Origin of the sequence: Marinomonas sp. IMCC 4694, assembly GCF_008122525.1 — a bacterium.
Lineage (GTDB): Bacteria > Pseudomonadota > Gammaproteobacteria > Pseudomonadales > Marinomonadaceae > Marinomonas.
Genome location: NZ_VSRV01000001.1, coordinates 2,157,252 through 2,182,481, shown reverse-complemented (window position 1 = coordinate 2,182,481; position 25,230 = coordinate 2,157,252). Strand labels below are relative to the sequence as shown.

At 44.6% G+C, this 25,230-nt stretch carries 20 protein-coding genes and 1 pseudogene; 9 read left to right on the top strand and 12 right to left on the bottom strand.

All coding sequences use genetic code 11. The features are described 5' to 3' along the window. The first annotated feature begins 117 nt into the window (after nt 1-117). Entirely contained in the window at nt 118-1,599 is a 1,482-nt protein-coding gene (gltX, locus tag FXV75_RS09910; protein ID WP_148833004.1) for a glutamate--tRNA ligase, read from the top strand. Nucleotides 1,600-1,724: 125 nt separating this feature from the next. Here the strand turns inward: gltX and FXV75_RS09905 are convergent. The 9 genes and pseudogenes from FXV75_RS09905 to FXV75_RS09865 all read right to left on the bottom strand — a co-directional run bounded on the left by FXV75_RS09905 (nt 1,725) and on the right by FXV75_RS09865 (nt 12,654). Next, a pseudogene (locus tag FXV75_RS09905) lies at nt 1,725-3,618 on the bottom strand (methyl-accepting chemotaxis protein). Nucleotides 3,619-3,842: 224 nt separating this feature from the next. Continuing rightward, the gene (locus tag FXV75_RS09900; RefSeq protein ID WP_148833002.1) at nt 3,843-4,157 is read right to left on the bottom strand and encodes a DUF3301 domain-containing protein; all 315 of its coding nucleotides are present in this window, start codon (nt 4,155-4,157) and stop codon (nt 3,843-3,845) included. 266 nt (nt 4,158-4,423) lie between these two features. Continuing rightward, nucleotides 4,424-4,960, bottom strand: coding sequence for a flavodoxin (locus FXV75_RS09895; protein WP_148833000.1), 537 nt, complete (start codon nt 4,958-4,960; stop codon nt 4,424-4,426). A 21-nt stretch (nt 4,961-4,981) separates the two neighbouring features. Continuing rightward, nucleotides 4,982-5,869, bottom strand: coding sequence for a helix-turn-helix domain-containing protein (locus FXV75_RS09890; RefSeq protein WP_148832998.1), 888 nt, complete (start codon nt 5,867-5,869; stop codon nt 4,982-4,984). A gap of 153 nt (nt 5,870-6,022) precedes the next feature. Then, nucleotides 6,023-7,396, bottom strand: coding sequence for a sigma-54-dependent transcriptional regulator (locus FXV75_RS09885; protein WP_148832996.1), 1,374 nt, complete (start codon nt 7,394-7,396; stop codon nt 6,023-6,025). Nucleotides 7,397-7,398: 2 nt separating this feature from the next. Then, nucleotides 7,399-9,480: an ATP-binding protein gene (locus tag FXV75_RS09880; protein WP_148832994.1), complete on the bottom strand. Its 2,082-nt coding sequence runs from the start codon at nt 9,478-9,480 to the stop codon at nt 7,399-7,401. A gap of 82 nt (nt 9,481-9,562) precedes the next feature. Beyond that, nucleotides 9,563-10,513, bottom strand: a complete 951-nt coding sequence (locus FXV75_RS09875; protein ID WP_187424875.1) for an AEC family transporter — start codon at nt 10,511-10,513, stop codon at nt 9,563-9,565. A gap of 22 nt (nt 10,514-10,535) precedes the next feature. Then, nucleotides 10,536-11,216, bottom strand: coding sequence for a response regulator (locus tag FXV75_RS09870; protein ID WP_148832990.1), 681 nt, complete (start codon nt 11,214-11,216; stop codon nt 10,536-10,538). A gap of 22 nt (nt 11,217-11,238) precedes the next feature. Further along, nucleotides 11,239-12,654, bottom strand: a complete 1,416-nt coding sequence (locus FXV75_RS09865; protein WP_148832989.1) for an ATP-binding protein — start codon at nt 12,652-12,654, stop codon at nt 11,239-11,241. Nucleotides 12,655-12,893: 239 nt separating this feature from the next. Between FXV75_RS09865 and FXV75_RS09860 the strand changes: the two genes are divergently transcribed. From FXV75_RS09860 to FXV75_RS09850, 3 genes are all read left to right on the top strand, one after another. Next, a complete protein-coding gene (locus FXV75_RS09860) occupies nt 12,894-13,808 on the top strand; it encodes an acyltransferase (RefSeq protein WP_148832986.1) in 915 nt (304 codons plus the stop codon). Nucleotides 13,809-13,907: 99 nt separating this feature from the next. Further along, the gene (locus FXV75_RS09855; RefSeq protein ID WP_148832984.1) at nt 13,908-14,624 is read left to right on the top strand and encodes a YebC/PmpR family DNA-binding transcriptional regulator; all 717 of its coding nucleotides are present in this window, start codon (nt 13,908-13,910) and stop codon (nt 14,622-14,624) included. Nucleotides 14,625-14,697: 73 nt separating this feature from the next. Further along, the gene (locus FXV75_RS09850) at nt 14,698-14,895 is read left to right on the top strand and encodes a DUF1289 domain-containing protein (RefSeq protein WP_148832982.1); all 198 of its coding nucleotides are present in this window, start codon (nt 14,698-14,700) and stop codon (nt 14,893-14,895) included. Between the two features lie 29 nt (nt 14,896-14,924). Here the strand turns inward: FXV75_RS09850 and FXV75_RS09845 are convergent, their stop codons facing one another. After that, entirely contained in the window at nt 14,925-16,157 is a 1,233-nt protein-coding gene (locus FXV75_RS09845) for a glycosyltransferase (protein WP_148832980.1), read from the bottom strand. A gap of 163 nt (nt 16,158-16,320) precedes the next feature. Here FXV75_RS09845 and fabV point away from each other — a divergent pair, with 163 nt between their 5' ends. Together fabV and FXV75_RS09835 are read left to right on the top strand one after the other, a co-directional pair. Further along, nucleotides 16,321-17,523 (top strand): enoyl-ACP reductase FabV, encoded by a 1,203-nt coding sequence (gene fabV, locus FXV75_RS09840; RefSeq protein ID WP_148832978.1) that lies wholly within the window; start codon nt 16,321-16,323, stop codon nt 17,521-17,523. An 88-nt stretch (nt 17,524-17,611) separates the two neighbouring features. After that, nucleotides 17,612-18,199: a hypothetical protein gene (locus FXV75_RS09835; protein ID WP_148832976.1), complete on the top strand. Its 588-nt coding sequence runs from the start codon at nt 17,612-17,614 to the stop codon at nt 18,197-18,199. A gap of 50 nt (nt 18,200-18,249) precedes the next feature. On the opposite strand, the gene FXV75_RS09830 is transcribed toward FXV75_RS09835, so the two are convergent. Then, the gene (locus FXV75_RS09830) at nt 18,250-18,993 is read right to left on the bottom strand and encodes a YciK family oxidoreductase (RefSeq protein ID WP_148832974.1); all 744 of its coding nucleotides are present in this window, start codon (nt 18,991-18,993) and stop codon (nt 18,250-18,252) included. Nucleotides 18,994-19,013: 20 nt separating this feature from the next. Then, a complete protein-coding gene (gene ubiG / locus FXV75_RS09825) occupies nt 19,014-19,736 on the bottom strand; it encodes a bifunctional 2-polyprenyl-6-hydroxyphenol methylase/3-demethylubiquinol 3-O-methyltransferase UbiG (RefSeq protein ID WP_148832971.1) in 723 nt (240 codons plus the stop codon). Nucleotides 19,737-20,104: 368 nt separating this feature from the next. Between ubiG and gyrA the strand changes: the two genes are divergently transcribed. From gyrA to pheA, 3 genes are all read left to right on the top strand, one after another. After that, on the top strand, nt 20,105-22,843 hold the full coding sequence (gene gyrA, locus FXV75_RS09820) for a DNA gyrase subunit A (protein WP_148832969.1): 2,739 nt from the start codon (nt 20,105-20,107) through the stop codon (nt 22,841-22,843). Nucleotides 22,844-22,934: 91 nt separating this feature from the next. After that, nucleotides 22,935-24,014 carry a 3-phosphoserine/phosphohydroxythreonine transaminase gene (gene serC, locus FXV75_RS09815; protein ID WP_148832968.1) on the top strand — a complete coding sequence of 360 codons (1,080 nt, stop codon included), beginning with the start codon at nt 22,935-22,937 and terminating at the stop codon, nt 24,012-24,014. Nucleotides 24,015-24,065: 51 nt separating this feature from the next. Then, nucleotides 24,066-25,187, top strand: a complete 1,122-nt coding sequence (gene pheA / locus FXV75_RS09810; protein ID WP_148832965.1) for a prephenate dehydratase — start codon at nt 24,066-24,068, stop codon at nt 25,185-25,187. Nucleotides 25,188-25,230 lie beyond the last annotated feature (43 nt).

The following is a 25,230-nucleotide window of genomic DNA, read 5'->3' as shown; positions in this document are numbered from 1 at the left end:
GTTTAACAAAGAGTGTCGTAAAATGGTTAATTGAAAATATAATTCAGGCCTCTTACCCGTGGACGGTGAGAAAGCCTATAATAGCAACATGTTAGATAACAGATAAAAGAGATTTTTATGTCAGAGGTTAGAACACGTATTGCACCATCTCCTACCGGCGACCCGCATGTTGGTACGGCATACATTGCCTTATTTAATATGGCGTTTGCCCGTAAAATGGGAGGTAAATTCATTTTACGAATTGAAGACACAGATCAAACCCGCAGTACACCAGAATCAGAAAAAATGATTCTGGATGCTTTGCGTTGGTTGGGGTTAGATTGGGCTGAAGGACCGGACGTGGGTGGTGAATACGGCCCTTATCGTCAAAGTGAGCGGGGTGATATTTATGGCCAATATGCCCTTGATTTAGTGGCAAAAGGCCATGCTTTTTATGCGTTTGAAACAACACAAGAGTTGGATCAAATGCGCCTTGATCAGAAAGAACAAGGTATACAGCAGAAGTACGATGGCCGTGCGCTCAATTTAACGCCAGAAGAAGTGCAGGCAAAATTGGATGCGGGTGTTCCATATGTCATTCGTATGAAAATTCCAGAAGAGGGTACTTGTGTCGTTCAAGATATGCTACGTGGAACCATTGAAATCGATTGGTCTCAAGTGGATATGCAGGTCTTGCTAAAAGCCGACGGCATGCCAACGTACCATTTGGCGAATGTAGTAGACGATCATTTAATGAAAATCACCCACGTTATTCGGGGTGAAGAATGGATTAACTCAGCGCCTAAGCATATTTTGCTGTATCAATATTTTGGTTGGGATATGCCAACGTTATGTCATATGCCGTTATTGCGTAATCCTGACAAGTCTAAACTGTCGAAGCGCAAAAACCCGACCAGTATTTTGTACTATCAACGCATGGGTTACCTGTCGGAAGCGGTGATTAATTACCTAGGTCGTATGGGTTGGTCTATGCCGGACGAACGTGAAAAGTTCTCCCTTGATGAGATGATTGAGCAGTTTGATATACAGCGTGTTTCCTTAGGTGGGCCGGTGTTTGATGTTGAAAAACTCAGCTGGTTAAACGGCATGTGGATTCGCGAAAATTTAACGGCAGAAACGTTCGCTCAAAAATACGTTGAATGGGCTTTGAACCCTGAATACTTAATGAAAATTTTGCCGCTGGTGATTCCACGTGTAGAAACTTTTTCTGATGTCGCGGATGTCGCAGGTTTTTTCCTAAAAGGGTTGTTACCAGTAACGAAGGACGATTTTGCATCGATCAAGATGGATGAAGAGACACTTCGTAAAGGGATGCAATTTGCTTTGTGGCGTTTGGAGGTTTTGAATCAGTGGGAAAAAGACAACATCTTCAATGAGATGAAAACGTTGGCACAGTCTTTAGACATTAAACCCAAAGATTTCTTTGCCCCTTTATTTGTCGCAATATCAGGGTCAACGGCGTCGGTGTCTGTGTTTGATTCGATGGCGATTTTGGGCTCTGATATTTCTCGAGCTCGTATGCGTACTGCCGTCAATGTATTGGGCGGGCCTTCTAAGAAAGAAGCAAAGCGTTGGGAAAAAGAATTCGCAGCGTTATAAAAAAGGTGTATTTATAACAAAAAAACCGGCCTTACTATAGGCCGGTTTTTTTGTTTCTACGTGATACGGAAAAGGGATCTGGCATATTTTACACTTGTCTTATCAGGTCAAATATTTGAAGCACTTTACGATGAGCGAGTAGTAAATACACTGGTTTTCTTATCTAGGCTGCTAACTTGATTGTGTATGTCTCGAGTATTACCTTCAATACTGATAATGAAGCTGGTATCGCTTTGAAGCTGCTGAGCAATTTTGTCCATTTCTTCGCTCATGTGGACAGCGGTTTTCGCCACTTCCTGAATGGAGCGAGCCATATCGATTGAAGACGCTGAGCTGGTTTGAGCATTCTGCTCGATATCACGAATCGCAAGTTCGGCTTTCTCGCTGTACTCTTCTATCGCATGCAGACTTTCTTGACCATTGTGCATGGTTTCAATAGCGGTTTGAGTAGAGGATTGAATCGTGCTGACAATATTGGTGATTTTTGCAGTGGCATCGACTGTTTTTTCAGCCAGAGAGCGTACCTCGTCAGCTACGACAGAGAACCCTCTGCCCGCTTCGCCGGCTCGTGCGGCTTCGATGGCGGCATTAAGTGCCAGAAGGTTCGTTTGATTAGCTAGATCGTTGATCATGCCAATCACATTATCAATGTCTTTAGACAGCTGACCTAGCTCGTTTAGTTGCTCGCTTGTTTTATTCACCACACTGATGGTGCTTGACAAATTAGACAGGGCGCTTTTGATCGTTTCGGCCCCAATTTTCGCCGACTCATAGGTGTGTTGCGATTGACTGCTTAAGTCACTGGTTGTGTCGGAAATACTAGAGATTGTGGTGGATATTTCCTCTGTTGCTGCGGCCAAAGAGTTTGTTTGCTCGCTGATGGAACGGTTACTTTTCGCGATGTTGGTGACCGATGTGTTTAATTCGGTGACCATATTATTAACGCCTTGTGTGGTAACGACCACTTCACCGATAACGGTACCAAGACCATTTGTCATTTCATTGACAGAACTGCATAAAGAGTCAAACTCGTCGTTACGTTTGTTGTTTACATGCAATTGAGCGGTCAGGTCTCCCCCCTTCACTTTGCCCAAATCTTTGATGATCTGGTTAAGAGTTTTATTCACACTGCCACCAATACCCATCATCATGAGAGCGGCAATCACAGTCACAACAATACTGACAATAATTACACTGATGCTTGCTTGTTGAGAGCTAGAAGAGGCTTGCTGGCGAGCTTCAACCAAGGCATTCCCCATGTAATCGACTGCGATTGTGCGAGTTTGACCAAACGTGTTTTTTGTTGCTGAAAATTCAGCCTGCAAATTAATGAGATTTTGATTTTCGGTGTCAAAAAGTTCAACCGCTGTAAAGTATTGTTTGATGACTTCACCAAAACGCTCTTCAAGGCCAAAGTTGGTCACACGCTTGTAAAATTTGTCAAAGCGATCCATAAAGGTGGCTTTGTTTTCTACTGTGGGCTCAAAAATAAAGTTTTTTTCCGCTTCGCGAACGGGTAAAAACTCTTGTTTTACTAAGCTTAGGAATGAAATTTCAGCGGTGACTTTTTCTCCAAGCTGAGAAATCTCACCTTTCATACCGGAAGACCCATTAAAGCCTACTTTTTTGTCGTTGGTTTACCAGCTGCTTAAGCGCCTCGTTGTAAACCACTAAAGCATCGGAAATATTTTGGGTGTTATTTTTTGCTTCAGGGTCAACAAGTATAGCGATGTCTTTATTCAATGTTCCAATAAAGCTAATGTCGCTCGCTTCAAGCTGAACAAGAAAGTCCTCGTAACTGCTGTCATCAATGGCTGTTAGAGACTCATATTGTTCCATCAAGGTTAAGCTCAGTGTGGCGAGATGTTTATCAACACTCGTAAGTCGTTCAAATTTTGAAGACGAGGCTTCTTGAACGCTCAAACCTTGCAAAGCCACGGCAGTAACCACGACGAACCCTAAAATAGCCGCAATAAGTAATGAGAGTAACTTGGTTCTGAAACTGAGATTTGCCAGCATAATGTATCCTGAATTTTTATTGTAAGTAGAGCAATGAACGAGCGTTAGGAGAGCATTTCTCTCACTTATGTCCAACATTTAATCAACTGAATTGCCTTTTATTTATTCTAGCATTCTATTTCTATAATGACCTAATTACTACCGTGCAGCCATAAAAACCAATAACACCTTGTATTGTTGCTGTGTCTAAATGTAATTTTTTGTAATGTCGCATTCCTAAATCCTTAAAAATCGTGTGGACTTAACCATATATCTACCTGCTGATTACCAATGTAGCGTATTTTTCCGGGGTAGCGAGCCACACCACTAGAGCTGAACTCAAATGTGTAACTGCGTTTGATTTTTATTTCGCCTTGGTGCCAGGTAGGGCGCCATTGGGATCCTGCTACGCTCCCATCGAGCAGTTGCAAATTGAGGGCTTCACAGTGTTTTTTTGCGTTGATTAATGCCAATTCTCTGATGGACGAGTTGCGCCACCAGGCATACACAAGGGCAGCGACCAAAATAAAGATAACGATATCGGTGAGTTGAAGGTTCATATTAAGCCAACGGTCTGTAAAAAAATGATTTACATCATAGCGAATTGTGAACCGAAAAAAGCGTGGTTAGAAAAAAACATTTAAAAAATACGCGGCGGCCTCCAAGCCGGAGAGAAAGAGAGGCAACCACGTTCTTTACGCATTGAAAGCAATCTGCTCAGTTATCTCATTTATTCAATGCTAAATTTGGTCATTCAGGGCAGTGAATGTTTGTGTACCCAAATTTGAGTCGTTAGCGTGAGTAAATGGCCAGTCACGGTGATAACTTAAGCGGTTTCGATGGTTCTTTCCGCGTAAAGCTGGATAACCCACTGTTCAATACGTTGATCAGTGAGGTCAAATTGTTGATCTTCATCGATCGCTAAACCGACAAAAGACGTTTTATCCTTTGTACAGGCTCTGGAGGCTTCAAAATCATAGCCTTGTGTTGGCCATTGACCGATAAAAGTTGCATTCGTGGGTTGTAGTTTTTCGTATAGCCATCCCACCGCATCAATAAAATAGTCGCCGTAACCAAATTGGTCACCTAGGCCGTACAAAGCAATAACACTGTGTTCAAGTGAGAGTTCAGCCAGGCAATCGCCAACGTCTTCCCAGTCAGATTGAATGCCACCAAAGTCCCACGTAGGGATGCCTAAAATAAGCATCGGGTAAGATTCTAGTTGGTCTAGTGAAATCTCCTTAATGTTAAAAATATCAACGGATTCACCAAGTTCTTCCCATTGTTTGGCGATCTTATGGCCAATTTCTTCTGTATTGTTGGTGTCCGTGCCATAAATGAGGGCAATAGAGGGTTGTGCCATGATGAATTTTATTCCTACTATTTAGTGAATGTGTTTGTATTGCTGGCTACTGACACCATAATGCTCAATAAAGGCGGCTTCAAATTCGTCTTCTGAAAAGCCACTCTCCGCCAAAATGCGAGGTTTGGCCATAGGGTTTTGTCTAAGCTGAGCCGCGGCGAATTTGATTCGCCTTTCGGTGCCATAATCCTCAATAGACTGTCCCACAACAAACGCAAAGCCTATGGCAAGGGTGTCCGAGTTGAGACCTACCTTTTGAGCCAATTGTTTGATGTTTAATGCTCCGTTTATGGGTATTTCAAGCAGGTTTTGTGCATGAAACACTTTGCGTTGACAGTCATCACATTGTGCAAGATGGTTTAATTGTTGAAGCTGTTCAATAAGAGTAAAAAGCAAAGCGTAAAGATGTCCAGTTAGACTGATAGTATGCCCCTTGTGTGAGACAACAGAACCTAGCAACTGGAGTGATTTTTTAGTTAAAGTAAGTTCAATGATTCCCCTCGGATTGCTTAATGTTTCAACCATTTTGATGAGGTGTTGAACAAGCTGGGCTTCTGTTTCGCCAAGCACTGTCGCTAGCAATGAAGGACGAATACAAATTTGAAGCGTACTTTGTTGGTAACCTTTGGGAAGATCAAAAGAGCCATTTAAGCGGCGCGGGTGATACGCTATCTGCAAAGATTGGGCATCGTTTGCACTGTGAATAGGGCCTGTTCCCACAAAAGAAAAATACAGACTGGATGGCGCTTCTTCACACACAGACACGTCTGATTTGCTATGGAGGTGTTGTTTAAGCAGCTGCAACCCAGGAAGTAAGTCAAGCCGTTGCGAATGCCCGGAAAGCCAAGGCTGTATGGCTTTCTTCACCTCACCACGGCCGTCATAGACATTGCGCATGTGTATTTGCATCCTGTATCGCCTTAATTTGATAATGATTATCATTAAATGACACTTTCATTTCAAATGCAACTGGTTCTTATTAAGTTTTATAGAATGTTTTGGTGCTCCCAACGTTTCAATGGGTTTTTCTCGCGCTTTTCTGACTTTGATGGATCTGATTAGTTAGTCTAAATAGTCGACGCGGTTCAGGCCGTATTTTTGCATTTTTTGATTCAGTGTGCGCCGCGGAAGCTGTAACTGCTCCAGTACCAGTTGGATATTGCCTTTTTGCTGTCGAATACTGGCCTCGATGAGACTCCGCTCAAATTCTTGAACTTTAACACTCAAAGGCAGTGGTGTTATGGTGTCTAGGTCATCTTGAGCTTGATACCCGGCCAATATTTTGGCAACGCTGGTATTGGGTTCTAAAGCAAATCTAAGGGCGACGTTTCGGAGTTCACGGACATTGCCGGGCCATCCGTAAAGTGCCAATGTTTCATGGTCTATTGGACTCAAAGGCTGAGATTGGCCGCCACGCTCTTTAATGGCGATACGGCAAAAATGTTCGAAGAGTAGAGGGATATCTGACCCTCTGCTGCGCAAATCGGGAAGATGAATTTGCGAGACATTCAGGCGAAAAAATAAATCTTGCCTGAAATTTTCCAGTGCTTGTAAATCGCTCTTGGCCGCTGCAACCACTCTTAAATCAATGTGGATAGTGGCATTGCTGCCAATTCTTTCGAGCTGATTTTCTTGGAGCACACGCAGTAATTTAATTTGCATGGCGAGGGGCATGCTTTCTATTTCGTCCAGAAACAGTGTGCCGCCACTGGCATGTTCCAATTTGCCGACGCGTTTTTTGTTGGCGCTGGTAAACGCCCCTGCCTCGTGGCCAAACAGTTCGCTCTCAAACAGGTCGGCGGGAATAGCGGCGCAATTGATCGCGACGAAGGGCTGGGTATTTCTGGGGCTGCAATCATGTAATGCCTTGGCAACGAGCTCTTTGCCGCAGCCTGTTTTACCGTAAACAATCACGTGGGTGTCCATGCTGGCAAAGGTTAATATTTGCTGTCTGACTCGGATCATTTGTTCATTTTGACCAATAATGGTTTCTTCTAAACCGTGTAGATCACCTAAGTATTGCGATTGATTGGCGTGTTGACGTTGTACTTTTCTTAATTGGATGGCTTTTTCGACTGTTTTCAGCAAGCGGTTAGGATCAAAGGGTTTTTCTAAAAAGTCGAACGCGCCATCTCTAAGGGAATTTACCGCCGTGTCTATGTCCCCGTGACCGGTAATCAATATAAACGGGAGGTCTTTTTCTTTGGCTAGGCAGTTGGCCATGAGCGATAAACCGTCAATTGGTGTCATGCGAATATCGCTGACAATAATACAGGCTTGCCCAGGATGAAACTGGTTGATGATGTCTTGTGCTTCTTGAAACTCGCGGACTTCGTGGTTTGACAAGCGCAACCATTGTGCGGTCGTTGAGCGAACAATGTCGTCATCATCTAACAGCCAAATTTCAATCTGAGAACTTGTGCTTATGCTTTCCATGGTTAGGCCTTCAGCAAGGTTAAACGAAAGATCAGTTGGGAATCGAGGTTGTGACAGGCTTGCAGCGTTCCATTCATGTCTTTGGCTAGGTTTGCACTGATGGCTAACCCAAGCCCTAACCCTTTACCGATGTCTTTCGTGGTGAAAAAAGGTTCAAAAATATGCGTTAGTTGCGCTTTATCGATACCTGGGCCGTTGTCTTGGTAGTTTATCGTAATGCGGTCATTTTTTAAGGTTAGGCAGACTTGAATGTGTGTGGGTATTTTTTGCTCCGTACAGGCTTGAACGGAATTACTGATTAAATTGGAAAAAATCCTTTCTAGCCTTGTTGGCTCAGCAAGAACGCTGTCTAAAGGGGAGAGTTTAATGTCCCAGTGAACGTCATGCACATCGTCACCAAGGTTCTCTATGGCGCGGTCTAAGGATGCTCTAATTAAGGTGGGTGCGAGCTGCTCAGGGCGTCGATAGGCCAGCACTTTTAATTCACTGGTGAGTTTTTGCATTCGAACAACCAGAGATTCTAGGTCCATAAGTGTTTTTAATGCTTGCTCAGTGTCTTGGCGTTTCAATAACAACTCAGCCGTATAGGCAAGCGTTCTAATGCCCGTTAGGGGCTGATTGAGCTCGTGGGCAATGGCCGTGGACATTTGTCCAATCGCGGCGAGCTTTTCGGTTCTCAATAACTCTTTTTGCGCCACCTCAAGAGCATTGGTTCGTTCAAGGACGCGCTCTTCTAGGCGTGAATTAGCGTCTAATAAATTGAGCTCCGCTTTTTTACGTTTACTGATGTTGATTAGGGTAACGAGGTACCCTTGAGAATCGCTCCATTCTAAAGAGGAGATGGACAAAAGGGCCGGAAATGTTTGGCCATTGTCTTTTTGCAGTACGACTTCCCGCTCTAATAGTGTGGACGTGAACGCGGCGTCGGGTGTTTTGTACGATTGCAAAGACGTAATAAACGACAGTGCGATCTGATTTTCTGAACAATCTGGTAAAAAATCAGACAAAAAGTGACCATTTAGCTGAGCTCTTTCGCCGAAATAGCGTAGTCCCATGGGGTTCACAAACGATATTTCACCACGTTTCGTCAGTTGTAAGAGCCCGACGTGGGTGTTTTCTATCAGCACGCGTTGACGTAATGCGCTGTCGGCAATTAAAAGTTCATTTTCTAATTTCGAGGCAATTTTTAAAGCGCGTTCCCTTCGATAGAGCCAGAAAAGGAAAACTAACGCAAACACCCCAAGGCTAATAAAGGCGATATTTTGCGCCTTTTTCTGAATGCCATTCAGATTAGATAAATAATGAACTTGCCACTTTAAGTCATCTAAAGTGACATTTTGCAGTAGAAAATACTCATTGTTTAAATGGTAGATTTGAGCGCGAGTCCGGTTTAAAAACTGTACGTCCGTGTGACTTTCTAGCCAGTTGTTGACCAATAAGCGACTCAGTTTACTGGCCAAGAAAATCAAGTTGTTTTGATCGGTCATAACCACTAAATCGTCTGACACATTCCACCTTTCTATGAGATCACTCACATTGATGCGAACGGCTACCGCGCCAGCAAGACCTGTCGCGGTGTAAACAGGCGCTAACACGAGATGCGCCGACTGGTTGTACTCAGCATTGTAACCCGAGATCAAGATGTATTCGCCTTGCTGTTCCTTTAGTACTGAGCTCAAATCCTCTTTGTTGAAATAGTCGCTTAATTTGAAATGGGGGGATTGTTCGCTCGATACCAATAAATCGCCTTTTTGGGATAGAATAAACCAGTCTTGTGTTTTGGAGACGTGTGTTAGGTCTTCAAGCTGTCTTTGAAGGCGCTGTTTTAAGTTCGTGTTTTGTGGGCTGCCCATAAAAGCCAGTAGCGTGGGGTTGTCAGCGAGGGCGAAAGGCAAAATATGATAATTCTTTAATTCATTGCGTAGTTCAATGACATAATCAAGCAATTGATCTTGGCCTTCAGAGTGCTTGTCTATGATGAGCGCTTGATAGGCAATCGTATTAACACCAAAGAAAAGTAAGGTAAGAAGGGCGCAGCCAAGTGTAATAAAAGACAGCCGATGCTTACGGAATTGTGAAATCAAAAAAAGTCTCTCTCTCTGTTATTATGTTTATTAGCACTAATAGAGTGTGACATTTTACCTTGGGATAAGGGTGTCTTATGGTTTAAATTAGCTTGAAACTGCGTAACAAAGTAACGCCAATGCTGGTGGTTAGCAAGGAGGCAATGGTCGTGATGACAATGATGTTTGCGGCCAAGGTGGCATTGCCTTTCATGGCGCGAACCATGATATAGCTAGCCGAGGCGGTGGGGGCAGAAGACATGAGAAAAAGTACGCCAAGTTCCATGCCGCGATAGCCCAACCAATAGCCTCCCAATGTCAATGTCAACGGAATAAAAATCAGCTTACTGACCGATGCCATAATTGCGCCAATCATTCCTGTTTTTAATGACTTAAAACTCAAGGATGCTCCCGCGCACAACAAGGCCAAAGGCAGTGTCATTTGAGCAAAATAGTCGCCGGCTTTATGTAGGGTAGAGGGCAGAGTGAAGCCAGTTGAAGACGCCATAAACGCCGCGAGAATAGCAATAATTAATGGATTTTTCGCAATTCCTTTAAGAATGACGACTAGGCCGACATTGGCGCCAAGTGCACGATTTAAACCAATGACCGACAATATATTGAAAAGTACCGTAACGCCGCCCAAATACCCAGAAGCAACAGAAAATACCTCATCGCCATAGGCATTAACACAATACGCCAAGCCAATAATGCCCATGTTTGAGCGAAACGCACCTTGTACTAAGACGGCACGCTCTGCTTTGTCAGATACCCATATTGACAGCAACACTTCCAATGCGAAGTAAGTGATGGTGACCGCGATCATCGCATAAATAGCCAAAGACAAATCCGTATCAGTGCTGAGACTTGTCTTTGAAATGCTAATAAAAAGCAGGGCGGGAAGTGTGACGTTGAATACTAATTTAGACGCGACATCAACGAAGTTATCGTTAATAAGGCGTATTCGATATAAAACCGCACCTAGTACCAAAATTAGAAAAATGGGCATGGTGACGGAAAACGAAAATATCAATACTTCTAAAAAATTGTTCAAGATCCATTCCTTTGAAATGCGCTTAGTGATCGTTGTTTTCGAATCGGTATCCTGCACCATAAACCGAATGAATGACGTTTAATTCAGGGGCCACCGCGGAGATTTTTTTGCGTAATTTTTTTATGTGGCTGTCAATGGTACGATCACTCACGACACGACTGTCGGCATAAATGCTTTTCATAATCAGGTCTCGACCAAAAACACGCCCAGGCTCTTTTATAAGCAGCTGCAGTAATTGAAATTCTACCGTTGTAAGGTCAATGAGTTCGCCTTTGTACGTTGCTCTGATACGATCAATATCAAGATCAAATCCATCTGTTCTGGGGGATTCGGTTTGATCAAACTCAACACGGCGCAGATTAGCTTTGACGCGTGCAACAATTTCACGAGGGCTAAAGGGTTTGCAGACATAGTCATCGGCTCCCATTTCTAGGCCGATTAGGCGATCAATTTCTTCCGCTTTTGCGGTTACCATGATGATGGGGACGCCGCTAAATTGACGTACTTGTTTGCAGATCTCCACACCATCTAAGCCGGGCAGCATTAAATCGAGCAAAATAATGTCAACTTTGTTGTTTTTAACGTAGTTCACCGCAATATCACCGCGATCCAAATGATGATGCTCATAACCGGCTTGGTCTAAATAAGCGGCCATTAATTCCGCTAATTTTGGCTCATCTTCAATAATCAGTACTTTGCTCATAATAGTATGTATTCCTGTGCGGTTAGAGAGAGTGATTTAAAGGGAATTCAATTTTTATACCTAACCCACCCTCAAGAGAGTGGTAAGCACCGATTGTGCCTTGGTGGCCGTTGACAATGCTAGAGCAAATGGCTAGGCCTAATCCTCTGCCTCCTGTTGCTCTATTCCTTGAGTTTTCAACGCGAAAAAATTGTTCAAAAATTCTATTAGTATCTTCATCACTGACGCCGGGGGCTGAGTCTTCAAATAGAATAATCGCGGTGTGAGCCTTTTTGGTTAAGGTCACGGTCAACTTGCCTGGTGCATTTGTGTATTTCAACGAATTGTTCATGAGATTAGAAAAAAGTTGGTGCAACCGATCTGAATCGCCTTCCATTGTGATAGCGTACTTTTGAGGGCGAACAAATTGCAACGTCAATCCTGCATCTTGAAAGGGCAGTGCCATGGATTGAACGGTCTGTTCAATAATTTCATCTAAAGTAACCTCTTCCATTTCATAATTTAAACTGCCCATATCATGCATTGAGAGCTGATTAAGGTCGTCTATGAGTCGAGCAATATGCAACGTTTCTTGGTGAAGCGATGCGAGACTGTCGGGAGATACTTTTATTACCCCATCTTGCATGGCTTCTATTTCACCGCGAAGAATGGCAACCGGCGTCCGTAGTTCGTGTGCGGTGTCCGCCACCCAACGTTTTCGTGCTTCTCTTGTGCGCTCTAGTGTACACGCTAGGTTATTAAAATCACTGCTTAAACTGGACAGCTCGTCTGCGCCCTTGACCGTTATTCGAGTTTCAAACTTACCGGCGGCGAGCTTTTTAGTGGCTCTTTGCATCGATATAATAGGCCGACTTAACCATTGTGCAAGAGGCCATGTTAACAAGGCGGCAATAGCCAACATAAAGGCAGAAATAAGCAAGAAAGCTTCACCTTGTTGGCGAACAAAGCGCAGTGTCTGATCTTGTACTAATTCGCGAATGGAGCGCAAACCAACATAACCCACGATTTTCCTGTCTACCGTTACCGCATGAGTTTCAGCGTCGTTAAAACGTTTTTCGCCAATAATGGCCTCTTTTTGGCTATCAAATAATAAAAACCGTTTACGGTAATATTGAGAGGGGTAAATTAAATCCAAATTTGGGGTGCTAGGTGGGGGGATGAGGTCGTGCAAGTTTCGCATCTTGGATTGATGCCAATCGCTCTCCATACGACTTTCTTGAACCAAGAAATACCAATCATCATAATAAATGTAAAGATTGGCGCTTCTATTGGCCATTTGCTCTAAAAAGTCACGATCTCGCTCTGTGGCGTAAGATACAAACCCGCGATCAAAGCTCCATTGAAATACTTGCCACATAGACACAATCAGTAAAATGTTACTCAACACAAACACAGCAAAAAGTTTATGCCGAATTTTAAAGCCTTTTGTGATGGACATAGGTGAAGTAGGAGTCCTATACAGGTGCTAACTGGTGCCGTTGTGGCAGGTAATTAAAATAATCACCATGATTAACAGTGACATAAAATAACGACTGATGAACATCGCTGTTCATCATCCACTACTATACCGTTTTACGATCAAAGCAATCTACTAAACTGGCGTGTAAATAATGAGGATTTCTAAAACACGCATTTCTACTGATATAATACAAAAATGTCATTTTTCGGGTCGTGTTTATGCCGGTTTTATCCGAGTTAAAAGGGGTTATATCTTTCGTTCTTATTGTGATGAATACCCTGCTGTGTTTTACGCCGGTGATGTTATTGGCGCTGATAAAATGGGTTGTGCCATTTACTTCTGTAAAAGCCACGATAAACGTTGTGCTGGACGATATCGCCACTTTTTGGATTACTATGAATAATGCGAATCAGCGTTGTTTGGGTCGATCGACTTTGCGTCTTTCAGGTGTTCAATCCTTTACGACAAAAGAATGGTATATGGTGACGGCCAATCATCAGTCTTGGGTGGATATTTTGATACTGCAGCGGCTCTTTAACCGTCGCATACCTTTTATTAAGTTTTTTTTAAAGCGAGAGCTCGTCTGGGTCCCATTTATTGGGCTGGTTTGGTGGGCGCTGGAGTTTCCTTTTATGAAACGTTACAGCGCGGCACAGCTTAAAAAGTGTCCCGAATTAAAAGGGACAGACATTGCTGCCACACAAAAAGCCTGTGATAAATTTCAGCACTTTCCGTTGTCGATTATGAATTTCCTTGAGGGGACACGTTTTACAAATCAAAAACAAGCGCAGCAAGAAAGCAACTATAAGCATTTATTGATGCCCAAGGCGGGCGGTCTGTCGTTTGCCCTAAATGCAATGAACGGTAAATTGCATCAGTTAATAGACGTGACTATCGTGTATCCGAATGGAGCCCCTCGCTTTTTTGATTATCTTTGTGGGAAGGTCGCAAACATAAAAGTGCATATACGAGTCCTGCCGATTGACGCAGCGCTGTTGGGTGATTATCACAATGACCCTGAATACAGGGCGTATTTCCAGCAATGGGTGAATACACTCTGGCAAGACAAGGATCAGGAATTTGAGCGATTGCTCTTGCCAGAGGCTGATGTTGATGCCCGTAACCGGTTGTAATGCTGCGATTTATTGTATTTATGGCGGGCTAGTAGTTCCTTCTTTTTGGGCGACACGTTAGAATCTGATTTTTAAGACAGTAAATTATAGGAATATGTAATGGGCAGAGCCTTTCAAAACCGCAAAGAGTCCATGGCAAAAACGTCTGACCAAAAAGCCAAGGTGTACAGTAAATACGGCCGTGAGATTTATGTTTGCGCAAAATCCGGTGGTATCGACCCAAATGGTAATTTGTCACTGCGTTCTCTGATCGAGCGAGCTAAAAAAGATCAGGTGCCAACTCACGTTATCGATAAAGCGATTGATAAGGCGAAAGGTGGCGGTGGAGAAGACTTTGACACAGCACGCTATGAAGGTTTTGGACCAGGCAATACTATGGTGATTGTGGATTGTTTATCGGACAATGCGAATCGTACTTTTGGCGATGTGCGAACTTGTTTTAATAAGGTTAAGTGCAAGATCGGTAGCCAAGGTAGTGTGAGTCATATGTTTGATCACAGTGCTATCTTTGTATTTACTGGTACGGATGAAGAGGTCATTCTTGACGCTTTGATGATGGCGGATGTCGATGTCACGGATATTGAGCTTGAAGACGGCAAAGTGACGGTATTTGCCCCTCACACGGATTACAGCAAAGCGAAAATTGCCTTAACCGACGCCCTTGGTGATATCGAATTTGACGTTGATGAAATTCAATTTGTTGCACAAAACACAACTGAAATTCAAGGTGAAGAAGTGGAGCAGTTTGACCGTTTCTTAGACCTTTTGAACGATCTTGACGATGTGCAGCGTGTTTATCATAACGCAGAATACTAAGTGTTTACGCACTGGTAGAGGTTTGTCTCTGTCAGTGCGTTGTTTTTTGGTTGCGAAATTAAGTGGATAAAAAATGTCACAACATAGACCACAAGTTAAATCCCCATGCGTTAATGTTTGTCTGTTAGATGACAATGACGTATGTGTCGGGTGTTATCGAACGGGTAAAGAGATTAGTCAGTGGGGCAGTATGAATAAAGTGTCACAGCAAGCGGTGATGAAAAAAGTCCGCGAGCGTGAGGCCAAAAGTCAGTTTGTCAGTCATCACTGATTTTTGCATGTTCGCTCGCGAGAGTGTTGTTATTTATCGTCTTTTGCGTTCTTCAGCTCTATCCACTGAGACATGTATTGCGTGCTTTTGAGGCTGTGGTGTCGCAGCATCAAACCTAAGAAATGTTTCTTTCTCACGTTTTCCCTTAGTCGAACCTGTAGTGTTAATCGGTTGATTAATTTAGGTTCCCACTCTTCGGCTTGGTAGCGAGCTTGTAAAATTCTATGGCCATTCTGTTGCATGACTAACCAGCTTGTTTTGTCTTCATATAGGGAAACGGCCGCATCAACAAAAGTGTCTATGTCCTCTGTGATAACGCCATTCCATGGAAGTTCACCGTGCATGGATTCTGCTCCAATCGCCGTGGTGATACTGGGTGTTCCCATTTGCATGGCTTCGACTAATTTGCCTTTGATACCGGCGCCAAAGCGAAGAGGTGCTAAGCACAATCTTGCTTGTTGCATTACCTGGTGAGCATTTTCTGCCCAGCCTTTTACTAAAAAGCCTTCTTTAGCGTTGTGCAATTGGGTGGCTTTTGGTGGTGGGTAGGCGCCATAAATATGCATTTCTGCCTTAGGGAGTCGTTTGCGGATCTTGGGCCAGATTTCTGTTTTTAATTGCAGTACGGCATCCCAGTTGGGCGCGTGACGAAAGTTACCAATGCTAATGAAATGCTGTCGCTCTTCAAAACGCGGTAGGGTATCGGTGTCTTGGGAGGGTGGTAGCATAAAAGGCAGGTGCAAGACGTGAGTGTCTGGAACATGAAACTCGTCTATTAGAAGTTTGGCTTCCATTTCAGAAATCATCAAGGTTAGATCGCAGCGGTGTATGGCGGCGATCTCTCGAATACCATGGTCGGAATACAAGTCTTCTATGGCAAACTTTTTGTTTTGTTTAAGCGCATTGTGTCGTGCTTGTCTTAGTGAGTGCAGGTCTTCCGTGTTTAGTACTCGCAAGGATTCAGGGCTAAATTTTTCGACACGCCAGCCAAATTGTTCTTCCATCATGAATCGATCAAACATCACAATGTCTGGTTTTTTGTCTGCGATATAAGTATCGAATGATGTGTCATTCAGTGCGATGTGATCTGCTTCTATGCCCAATTGAGATAAGTCTGTCATGTGCTCTGTTTGTTGAGCAGGGCTTGCAAAAGATATTTTCCATTGTGCTTTGTGAAAGCTGTTGAGCAGCTGCATCATTCGACTGCCAGCAGCCGATGAATTGGGTTCTGGCCAGACGTAGCCGATGACAAGTAGGTGCAAAGTGTGTTCTCTCAATAATGTGAGGCTTTTGGTTCTGTATTTTTAGCAGAATCAGGACATATTCGTCTTGCTATTGTATCATGGGAATAGATTTGTCTTGTCTGCCATATATGATGTAATTGTCGGACAAGACGTAAGCAAAACATGACGTTGAGAAGATATTATGATCATTAAACCAAAGATTCGCGGATTTATTTGTACAACAACGCACCCAGTGGGTTGTGAGCAAAATGTAAGAGATCAGATCGCTTTTACTAAAAGCAAAGGGGCGATTGAAAATGGCCCTAAAAAAGTACTTGTGATTGGCGCATCAAGTGGTTACGGATTGTCTTCTCGTATTGCGGCGGCATTCGGTTCTGGTGCAGCAACCATCGGTGTGTTCTTTGAAAAGCCTGGTACTGACAAAAAAACGGGTACAGCGGGTTGGTACAACTCAGCGGCTTTTGACAAAGTGGCTAAAGAAGAAGGTCTGTACGCGAAAAGTATTAACGGTGATGCGTTTTCCCATGAAGCTCGTGCGAAAGTGATTGAATTGATCAAAGAAGATTTAGGTGAAATCGACATGGTGGTTTATTCATTGGCGTCGCCAGTGCGTAAAATGCCAGACACGGGCGAAGTGATTCGCTCTGTGTTGAAACCTATTGGTAATGTCTATAAATCGACGGCTATTGATACCAACAAAGATGTCATCATCGAAGCAGAAATAGAGCCAGCGACCGACGAGGAAGTGGCTGCGACCACAACGGTTATGGGCGGTCAGGATTGGGAGTTGTGGATGTCAGCGCTGAATGATGCCGGTGTGCTTGCTAAAGGCGTGAGAACCGTCGCGTACTCTTACATTGGCTCAGATATTACTTGGCCGATTTATTGGCATGGAGCATTAGGTAAAGCGAAAGAAGACTTGGATCGTGCTTCAGCGGCGATTGATGCGCAACTGGCTAAAATTGGCGGTGGCGCGAATGTTGCTGTATTGAAGTCTGTTGTTACTCAAGCGTCATCGGCAATCCCTGTGATGCCTTTGTATTTGGCGATGGTGTTCCGAGTAATGCGTGAAAAGGGGCTGCATGAAGGGTGTATGGACCAGATTTATCGTTTGTTTTCTGAGCGTTTATATAATAATCATAACCCCGCTGAATTGACGGATGATAAAAACCGTTTGCGTTTAGACGATTGGGAATTGCGTGAAGATGTTCAGCAGGCGTGTCGTGAACTTTGGCCGCAGGTGAATGATGCAAACCTTTTTGCTGAAACAGATTACCAGCTTTATAAAGATGAATTTTTGAAGTTGTTTGGTTTTGGTTTGGAGAGTGTGGATTACGACGCTGATGTTAATCCAGAATCCGATTTCGACGTGATTACGCCATAAACGATTGTTGTGTGTTGTTAAAGGGGTCTGGGCGTTGCTTTGGCTCCTTTTTTGTTTTTCTTGCTTGAGTCTCTTATATGGCGTGTTTATGAAGTATGCATTAGGACTTGTCGTAGCGATGCCTCTGTTGGTGCATGCGCAAACCGTTGAGTTACATTCTGTTGATATCATTTATGGAAACCAAATTATACGCTCTCAACATCAAGTTGTGCTGAGTTCTCCGGAGGATGTGGCAGTTATTCCTGCCGAACGTTCGGTGACGGTGCGGGGGCCAAATGTTGTGGTGACGGCGGATGGTTCAACGCCGTATCTTGAAGAGGGTAATATTGCCCAGCGTGAGCAGCTCATTTTTGATGAAGTAAATAAACGTACGGATGACGCCCCATTTACTGTATTGTTTACTGGAAAAATCCCCGCTGATATTGAAGAAAAGCGCATTCGTATGATGCCAGAAGTAGGTATTTTTGCAGAGCGTCCTATGCTCGATGAGGTGCCTTCAAGTGAGAGTATGCTTTCAGATGTCGTGTCGGCTGACGCTACTAAATCTCCGATAATAGAACCGAAAATAGGTGACTTTGCACCAATTGGCACAGGTGTGACGCCCGTCAACAGTCAGCCAGCCAGCGAAGCCCCTGTCACCAATGAAGAGAGGTTAGAAAAATTGATCGGAGGCTAGCATCGTAGGTGGTTATTGATCCCGCCATGACCTCAACGAAGAATACTGTTTTATTGAGCATCTATGGATTGACCGTTCACCGCGAGGCTGTCTTCTCCCATCAAATACAAATAAAGCGGCATGATATCGACGGCATTAGGCAGTGCTGTGGGGTCTTCATTTGGATAGGCGCTAGCGCGCATCTTGGTTTTAGTGGCGCCTGGATTAATGCAATTTACGCGAATGTTGGGTGTTTTAATGGCAAGCTCGCTAGATAAAAGCTGCATCATGGCTTCGGTGGCGAATTTCGACACGGCATAGGCGCCCCAGTTTGCTTGAGCTTTTCGTCCAACGCTGGACGAAGTAAAAATAACCGATGCCATGTCTGATTTTTCAAGTAATGGTAACAAGGCTTGGTTAAGCAGAAATTGGCTGGTCACATTTACTCGCATGACATGTTCGAATGTAGCGGGGTTGTAAGTTGATATAGCGGTTCTGTCGCCTAGCACGCTGGCGTTATGAAGGAGGCCATCGAGATGACCAAATTCACTTTCTATGGTGTTGGCAAGCTCAAGGTAGTCGTGTTCGGCGGCCCCGTCTAGGTTCAGGGGAACGATGGCCGCTTGCGGGTGGCCTAGCGTTTCAATGGCATCGTAAACGGCTTCAAGCTTCTTCAGAGTGCGACCGAGTAATATCACGGTGGCACCGTGTTCGGCGTAGGTGAGGGCGGCGACTTTGCCGATCCCATCACCCGCTCCTGTCACGAGAATAACCTTGTCTTTGAGTAATTGGCTTGGGGCATTATAGTCGAACATATCTCCTCCTTGTGCTTCGATTAGGTGTCGAGTTTTTGTGTGTGCATTAAATAATTAACGGATACATCTTTGTCGTCTAGTTTGTAAATTTTAGTCAGCGGGTTGTAGGTCATGCCTGTCATGTGGATAACGTCAAGCCCTGCGCGTCGGGCGTAATTATTTAGCTCAGCGGGCTGGATGAATTTCGCGTAATCATGTGTGCCTTTGGGGAGCATTTTTAGTATGTATTCTGCCCCCACAATAGCAAAAAGATACGCTTTAGGGTTGCGATTAATGGTTGAGAAAAATACATGACCACCGGGTTTGACCAGTGTCATGCAGGCTTTAATAACCGACGCTGGATCGGGTACATGCTCGAGCATTTCTAAGCAGGTCACCACATCGTATTGGCCTGCTTCACGTTCGGCGATTTCTTCTGCGGTAATTTTTTCGTAATCGATTTCAAGGTTCGATTCTTCTTTGTGGAGTTTCGCGACCGCAAGGGGGGCTTCTCCCATATCGATGCCTTTTACTTTGGCACCCAGTGTTGCCATGGCTTCAGATAAAATGCCACCGCCACAGCCTACATCAATGACTTTTTTACCGGCTAGGCCATCAGTGCGTTCATGAATGTATTGGGTCCGAAGTGGGTTGATGTCATGTAACGGTTTGAATTCGTTTTCTTTGTCCCACCAACGGCTTGCGAGAGCTTCAAATTTTGCTACTTCGTCTAAATCTACATTGCTTGATTTGGTGTTGGTCATTATGTGATGTCCATTAAATTGGCTTTGGCTAGTGAAAAATAAAGATCAGGCTTGATAGGCTGTTTATTCGTTGTAAGCGTGACGAAATTTATCATTCATTAACGGGTGAATTTTGAGTGCTAGTATTAAAGCGCATTTTTCTATTGTAGCGCCATCTAAAGAGTCGACCAATAACAAACTTACTTTGTTGTTATTGTGCATATTATACGATACGACTTCGATTTGAGATGACGATATAATTCGACGATAGACCAACAAAACGTGTTGCTTGAAGGGGTCTTATTTATTTCCTTATGGTATAATCCCGCGCTTATAAAAAGAGATTAAGGCGTCTTCCCGACTCCAAGGCATAAGGATCGATTGTATCTATGGGTGAATTAGCCAGAGAAATTATTCCCGTCAGTATTGAAAATGAACTGAAGGGATCTTACCTAGATTACGCCATGAGCGTTATCGTAGGTCGAGCATTACCTGATGTACGTGATGGGTTGAAGCCTGTTCACCGTCGCGTTTTATTTGCGATGAATGAACTGAAAAATGACTGGAACAAACCGTACAAAAAATCAGCGCGTATCGTCGGTGATGTCATCGGTAAATATCACCCGCATGGTGATTCCGCCGTCTATGATACGATTGTTCGTATGGCACAGCCTTTTTCGATGCGTTATACCTTGGTCGATGGTCAGGGTAACTTCGGTTCCGTTGATGGTGATAGTGCGGCTGCCATGCGTTATACCGAAATTCGCATGTCGAAGATTTCGCATCATCTTCTGATGGATCTTGAGAAAGAAACCGTTGATTTCGTGCCCAACTACGACGGTACGGAGTTTATGCCCGAAGTGTTACCTGCGCGTGTGCCAGGGCTGTTGGTAAATGGCTCGGCGGGTATAGCTGTAGGTATGGCGACTAATATCCCGCCCCATAATTTAGGCGAAATCATTGATGGTTGTTTGGCGGTTATCGACAATGCCGAGGTGACGGTCGAGGAGCTTATAGAGCACATCCCTGGTCCAGATTTTCCTACGGGTGCCTTCATTAATGGTCGCGCAGGGATTATTGAAGCCTACAAAACAGGACGTGGCCGCATCTACATGCGTGCACGCCATCACTTTGAAGACATGGAGAAAGGCAATCGTCAATCCATCGTTTTCACAGAAATTCCTTATCAGTTAAACAAAGCCAAGGTCATTGAAAAAATTGCTGAGCTGGTTAAAGAGAAAAAGCTCGAAGGCATCAGTGAGCTGCGTGATGAGTCTGATAAGGACGGTATGCGTATTGTTATTGAGCTGCGTCGTGGTGAGAATCCGGATGTAGTGGTTAATAATATTTTTACGCAAACTCAATTGCAGTCGGTTTTTGGTATTAATATGGTGGCCTTGGTTGATGGCCGCCCTCAATTACTGAATTTAAAGCAGATTCTTGAGTGCTTTGTAAAACACCGTCGTGAAGTGGTAACGCGTCGTACCATTTACGAATTACGCCGAGCGCGTGAGCGTGGTCATATTTTAGAAGGTTTAGCTGTATCGCTGGCCAATATTGATCGAGTAATCGAGTTGATTCGTAACTCGCCTACTTCCGCGGAAGCCAAAGAAAAAATCGTGAGCGAGTCTTGGGAGCCAGGCAATGTTGTCGCCATGCTCGAACGCGCGGGTGCGGATGCGTGCCGTCCGGATGATCTTGAAGCTGGTTACGGTTTTGTTGACGGTGCATACCACTTATCACCAGATCAAGCTCAAGCGATTTTAGATTTGCGTTTGCATCGTTTAACGGGATTAGAGCACGATAAGCTCCTAGGTGAATACAAAGCCTTAATCGAAACGATTGGTGAATTACTGAATATTTTGTCTAATCCTGATCGTTTGATGGAAGTTATTCGAGAAGAGCTAGAAGAAGTTCGTGACTCTTTTGGCGATGCGCGTCGTACCGAGATCTTAACGTCTCGTCAAGATTTGACGATTGCCGATTTGATTGATGAAGCCCCCATGGTAGTGACCATTTCTAATACTGGTTATGCGAAATCACAGCCACTTGAAGAGTATCAAGCGCAGCGTCGTGGTGGCCGCGGTAAATCTTCTGCCAGCATGAAAGACGAAGATCATATTGAGCATCTATTGGTGACCAGTAGCCATGACACCATTATGTTGTTCAGTAACATAGGTAAGGTTTATTGGTTGCGTGTATTTGAAATTCCGGTCGCAAGTCGAGGTGCAAAAGGTCGCCCAATTGTTAATCTACTGCCATTAAAAGAGGGTGAGTCCATTTCAGCGCTCTTGCCTTTGCCGGTAGTAGAAGCGGCTGAGAGTGATGACGATGCGGACGATGTTGCTGACGAAGCGATCGTTGAAGCCAGCAGTTATATTTTTATGGCGACGGCGAATGGAACGGTTAAGAAGACGGCGATGCAGCAGTTTGCTCGTCCACGTTCAACCGGTCTGATTGCCCTGAGCCTCGACGATACAGATGAGTTGGTCGGCGTGTCAGTCACTAATGGTGACAATGACATCATGTTGGTGTCTTCTTCTGGTAAGACGATTCGCTTCAAAGAGGCTGATGTGCGAGCGATGGGCCGAACCGCCGCTGGTGTTCGTGGTATTCGTTTAAGCGAAGGCGCCAAAGTGGTTTCTCTTATTGTTCCTCAAGAGGGTTCTGCTGTTCTGATGGCATGTGAGAATGGTTACGGTAAACGCACCTTGGTAGAAGATTTCCCTGTGTACGGTCGTGGTGGCCAAGGGGTCATTGGTATTCAAGTGTCTGATCGCAACGGGCCAGTCATCGGCGCAGCTCAGGTAGATGAAACCGATGAAATTATCTTGATTACCGATCAGGGTACCTTAGTGCGAACTCGTGTGACGGAAGTGTCCTGTCAGGGTCGAAATACACAAGGGGTAACGTTGATACGCTTGACAAACGATGAGCATCTTGTCGGTATCGAGCGGGTAGTCGAAGATGATCAAGTTGTAGAAGATGATCAAGTTGTAGAAGACGATCAAGTCGCAGAAGATGGCCAAGACGACAGCGTTGATATGAGTGACGACGACAATGTGGTGGGTCAGGCGCCAAATGATGGCGACGAATCTCCAGATGTTGTGGATACCGACACGGAGTAAAAAAGTTACGCGGCGCACCTAGGTGCGCCGCTTTTGTTGCAGAGCGTTTTTAAAACATAATGGCAGATTAATTGCAGAGGTAATGAGCAGGATGAGCCGTGTATATAATTTTTGTTCTGGTCCCGCCGCGCTTCCTGAGGCGGTTTTAAAAAAAGCACAAGCTGAAATGCTAGATTGGCACGGTGCAGGCGTTTCTGTAATGGAAATGAGCCACAGAAGTACAGAGTTCATGTCTATTTTGGCGTCTGCTAAGGCGCGTTTAACGCGTTTGCTCAATATTAATGAGGATTACGACGTCTTGTTCGTGCAGGGTGGCGCGTCGACACTTTTCGCTCAAATTCCAGCGAATTTGGCTGCAGGTTTTGATTCCGCTTGTTATCTTGATACAGGGGCGTGGTCCTCTAAGGCGATTAAAGAAGCGCAAAAATACACCACGGTCAATGTAGTGGCCTCTTCTAAAAGCCAAAATTACACCACGGTGCCAGAATTTTCCTCTTTAACTCTCGATGAAAGTGCGGCCTATTTGCATTTGTGTCCAAACGAAACCATCGGTGGTTTAGAGTTTGCTGATTTGCCAGAAACGAATTTGCCTATTGTAGCGGATTTATCATCGACTATTTTGTCTCGCAACATCGATGTCAGCAAATATGGCCTGATCTATGCTGGCGCCCAGAAAAACGTCGGGCCGGCGGGAGTGGTCATTTGCATCATTCGTAAAGATTTGCTGGCTCGTTGCAATGACAGTTTACCGACCGTATGGAATTTTGCGCATCTAGCTGAAAATGATTCCATGATAAATACGCCGCCGACGTTTGCTATTTATTTAGCGGATTTGGTGTTCGAGTGGCTGGAAGAGCAGGGTGGGGTTGACGCAATGGAAGTGATGAACATCCGTAAAGCGGAGACGCTTTATGAATACATCGATCAAAGTACGTTTTACGCTAACCCAATCGATCCTGCTTATCGCTCACGCATGAATGTGCCTTTTACACTGGCAAACGAGTCTCTTGAGTCGCTGTTCTTGGAAGAGTCCGAAGCAGCAGGGCTGCGAACCTTGGCAGGTCACCGTTCGGTCGGTGGGATGCGCGCGAGTATTTACAACGCCATGCCAATGGAAGGGATCGAAGCGCTAATTGATTTTATGCGTGGGTTTGAAAAACGTCACGGTTGATCGTGGCGTTCGTTTTTAAAAGCATACGAGAAATACACGGATAATAAAAATATGTCGAATTCTAAGCAGGCCGTTCCAGAAACATTGCCATTATTGCGCGATCGTATTGACTCAATTGACTCGCAAATACAAACCTTGATTAACGAGCGTGCACGTTGTGCCCAAAAAGTGGCCGAAGTGAAACTGGCGGAGCAGGGCGGTGAAGCCGTCGTTTTCTATCGTCCAGAGCGTGAGGCGCAGGTGTTGCGTCGTGTGATGGAGCGCAACGAGGGGCCGTTGGGTAACGAAGAAATGGCGAAGATCTTTCGTCAGGTGATGTCTTCTTGTCTTGCTCTTGAAAAACCAATGCGTATTGCTTTTTTAGGGCCAGAAGGCACTTTTACTCAGCAAGCTGCGCTTAAGCATTTTGGTAAATCCATTATTAGTGCGCCAATGGCGGCCATTGATGAGGTGTTTCGTGAGGTGGAGTCAGGAGCGGCAAACTACGGTGTTGTGCCAGTAGAGAATTCCACAGAAGGCGTGGTGAATCACACGTTAGACACATTTCGGGACTCTCGTTTGAAAATCTGTGGCGAAGTCGAAGAGCGCATTCATCATCATTTATTGGTCAGTCCAAACATCAATGCGGACGACGTTACCCACATATACTCTCACCAGCAATCCTTAGCGCAGTGCCGGGCTTGGCTGGACCGTTATTGGCCTCATGTTGAGCGTGTCGCGGTAAGCTCTAATGCTGAGGCGGCGCGTTTGGCAGCAGAGGCAGGTCGAAGTGGCAAAGCTATTGCTGCGATTGCGGGCGAAGTGGCGTGTGAACTGTATGGTCTTACAAAAGTGTCGGCGAACATTGAAGATCGCCCTGACAACACCACTCGATTTTTGATCGTTGGCCACGAAGATGTTCCACAAAGTGGCAAGGATAAAACGTCCTTGTTGATCAGTGCGAAGAACGAGCCTGGTGCCCTCTATCGTCTGCTTGAGGCGTTCGAGCGTCATGGGGTGGATATGACGCGATTGGAAACGCGTCCGTCATTGATGAGTCGATGGGGGTATATTTTTTATATTGATTTCGTTGGTCATCATTTGGACGATAAATGTCGAGCGGTTATTGATGAGCTTCGTGAGCGTGCCTCTGAAGTGAAGGTGTTAGGGTCTTACCCTGTTGCCGTTTTGTAGCCATCTGATTTCCTTGTGTGATGTTATGTTCCGATATCGGCCA

What these genes read in the sequence shown, in the direction of transcription:
- gltX (WP_148833004.1), top strand. Translation starts at nt 118, where the DNA reads ATGTCAGAGGTTAGAACACGTATTGCACCATCTCCTACCGGCGACCCG.
- FXV75_RS09900 (WP_148833002.1), bottom strand. Translation starts at nt 4,157, where the DNA reads ATGAACCTTCAACTCACCGATATCGTTATCTTTATTTTGGTCGCTGCC.
- FXV75_RS09895 (WP_148833000.1), bottom strand. Translation starts at nt 4,960, where the DNA reads ATGGCACAACCCTCTATTGCCCTCATTTATGGCACGGACACCAACAAT.
- FXV75_RS09890 (WP_148832998.1), bottom strand. Translation starts at nt 5,869, where the DNA reads ATGCAAATACACATGCGCAATGTCTATGACGGCCGTGGTGAGGTGAAG.
- FXV75_RS09885 (WP_148832996.1), bottom strand. Translation starts at nt 7,396, where the DNA reads ATGGAAAGCATAAGCACAAGTTCTCAGATTGAAATTTGGCTGTTAGAT.
- FXV75_RS09870 (WP_148832990.1), bottom strand. Translation starts at nt 11,216, where the DNA reads ATGAGCAAAGTACTGATTATTGAAGATGAGCCAAAATTAGCGGAATTA.
- FXV75_RS09865 (WP_148832989.1), bottom strand. Translation starts at nt 12,654, where the DNA reads ATGTCCATCACAAAAGGCTTTAAAATTCGGCATAAACTTTTTGCTGTG.
- FXV75_RS09860 (WP_148832986.1), top strand. Translation starts at nt 12,894, where the DNA reads ATGCCGGTTTTATCCGAGTTAAAAGGGGTTATATCTTTCGTTCTTATT.
- FXV75_RS09855 (WP_148832984.1), top strand. Translation starts at nt 13,908, where the DNA reads ATGGGCAGAGCCTTTCAAAACCGCAAAGAGTCCATGGCAAAAACGTCT.
- FXV75_RS09850 (WP_148832982.1), top strand. Translation starts at nt 14,698, where the DNA reads ATGTCACAACATAGACCACAAGTTAAATCCCCATGCGTTAATGTTTGT.
- fabV (WP_148832978.1), top strand. Translation starts at nt 16,321, where the DNA reads ATGATCATTAAACCAAAGATTCGCGGATTTATTTGTACAACAACGCAC.
- FXV75_RS09835 (WP_148832976.1), top strand. Translation starts at nt 17,612, where the DNA reads ATGAAGTATGCATTAGGACTTGTCGTAGCGATGCCTCTGTTGGTGCAT.
- FXV75_RS09830 (WP_148832974.1), bottom strand. Translation starts at nt 18,993, where the DNA reads ATGTTCGACTATAATGCCCCAAGCCAATTACTCAAAGACAAGGTTATT.
- ubiG (WP_148832971.1), bottom strand. Translation starts at nt 19,736, where the DNA reads ATGACCAACACCAAATCAAGCAATGTAGATTTAGACGAAGTAGCAAAA.
- gyrA (WP_148832969.1), top strand. Translation starts at nt 20,105, where the DNA reads ATGGGTGAATTAGCCAGAGAAATTATTCCCGTCAGTATTGAAAATGAA.
- serC (WP_148832968.1), top strand. Translation starts at nt 22,935, where the DNA reads ATGAGCCGTGTATATAATTTTTGTTCTGGTCCCGCCGCGCTTCCTGAG.
- pheA (WP_148832965.1), top strand. Translation starts at nt 24,066, where the DNA reads ATGTCGAATTCTAAGCAGGCCGTTCCAGAAACATTGCCATTATTGCGC.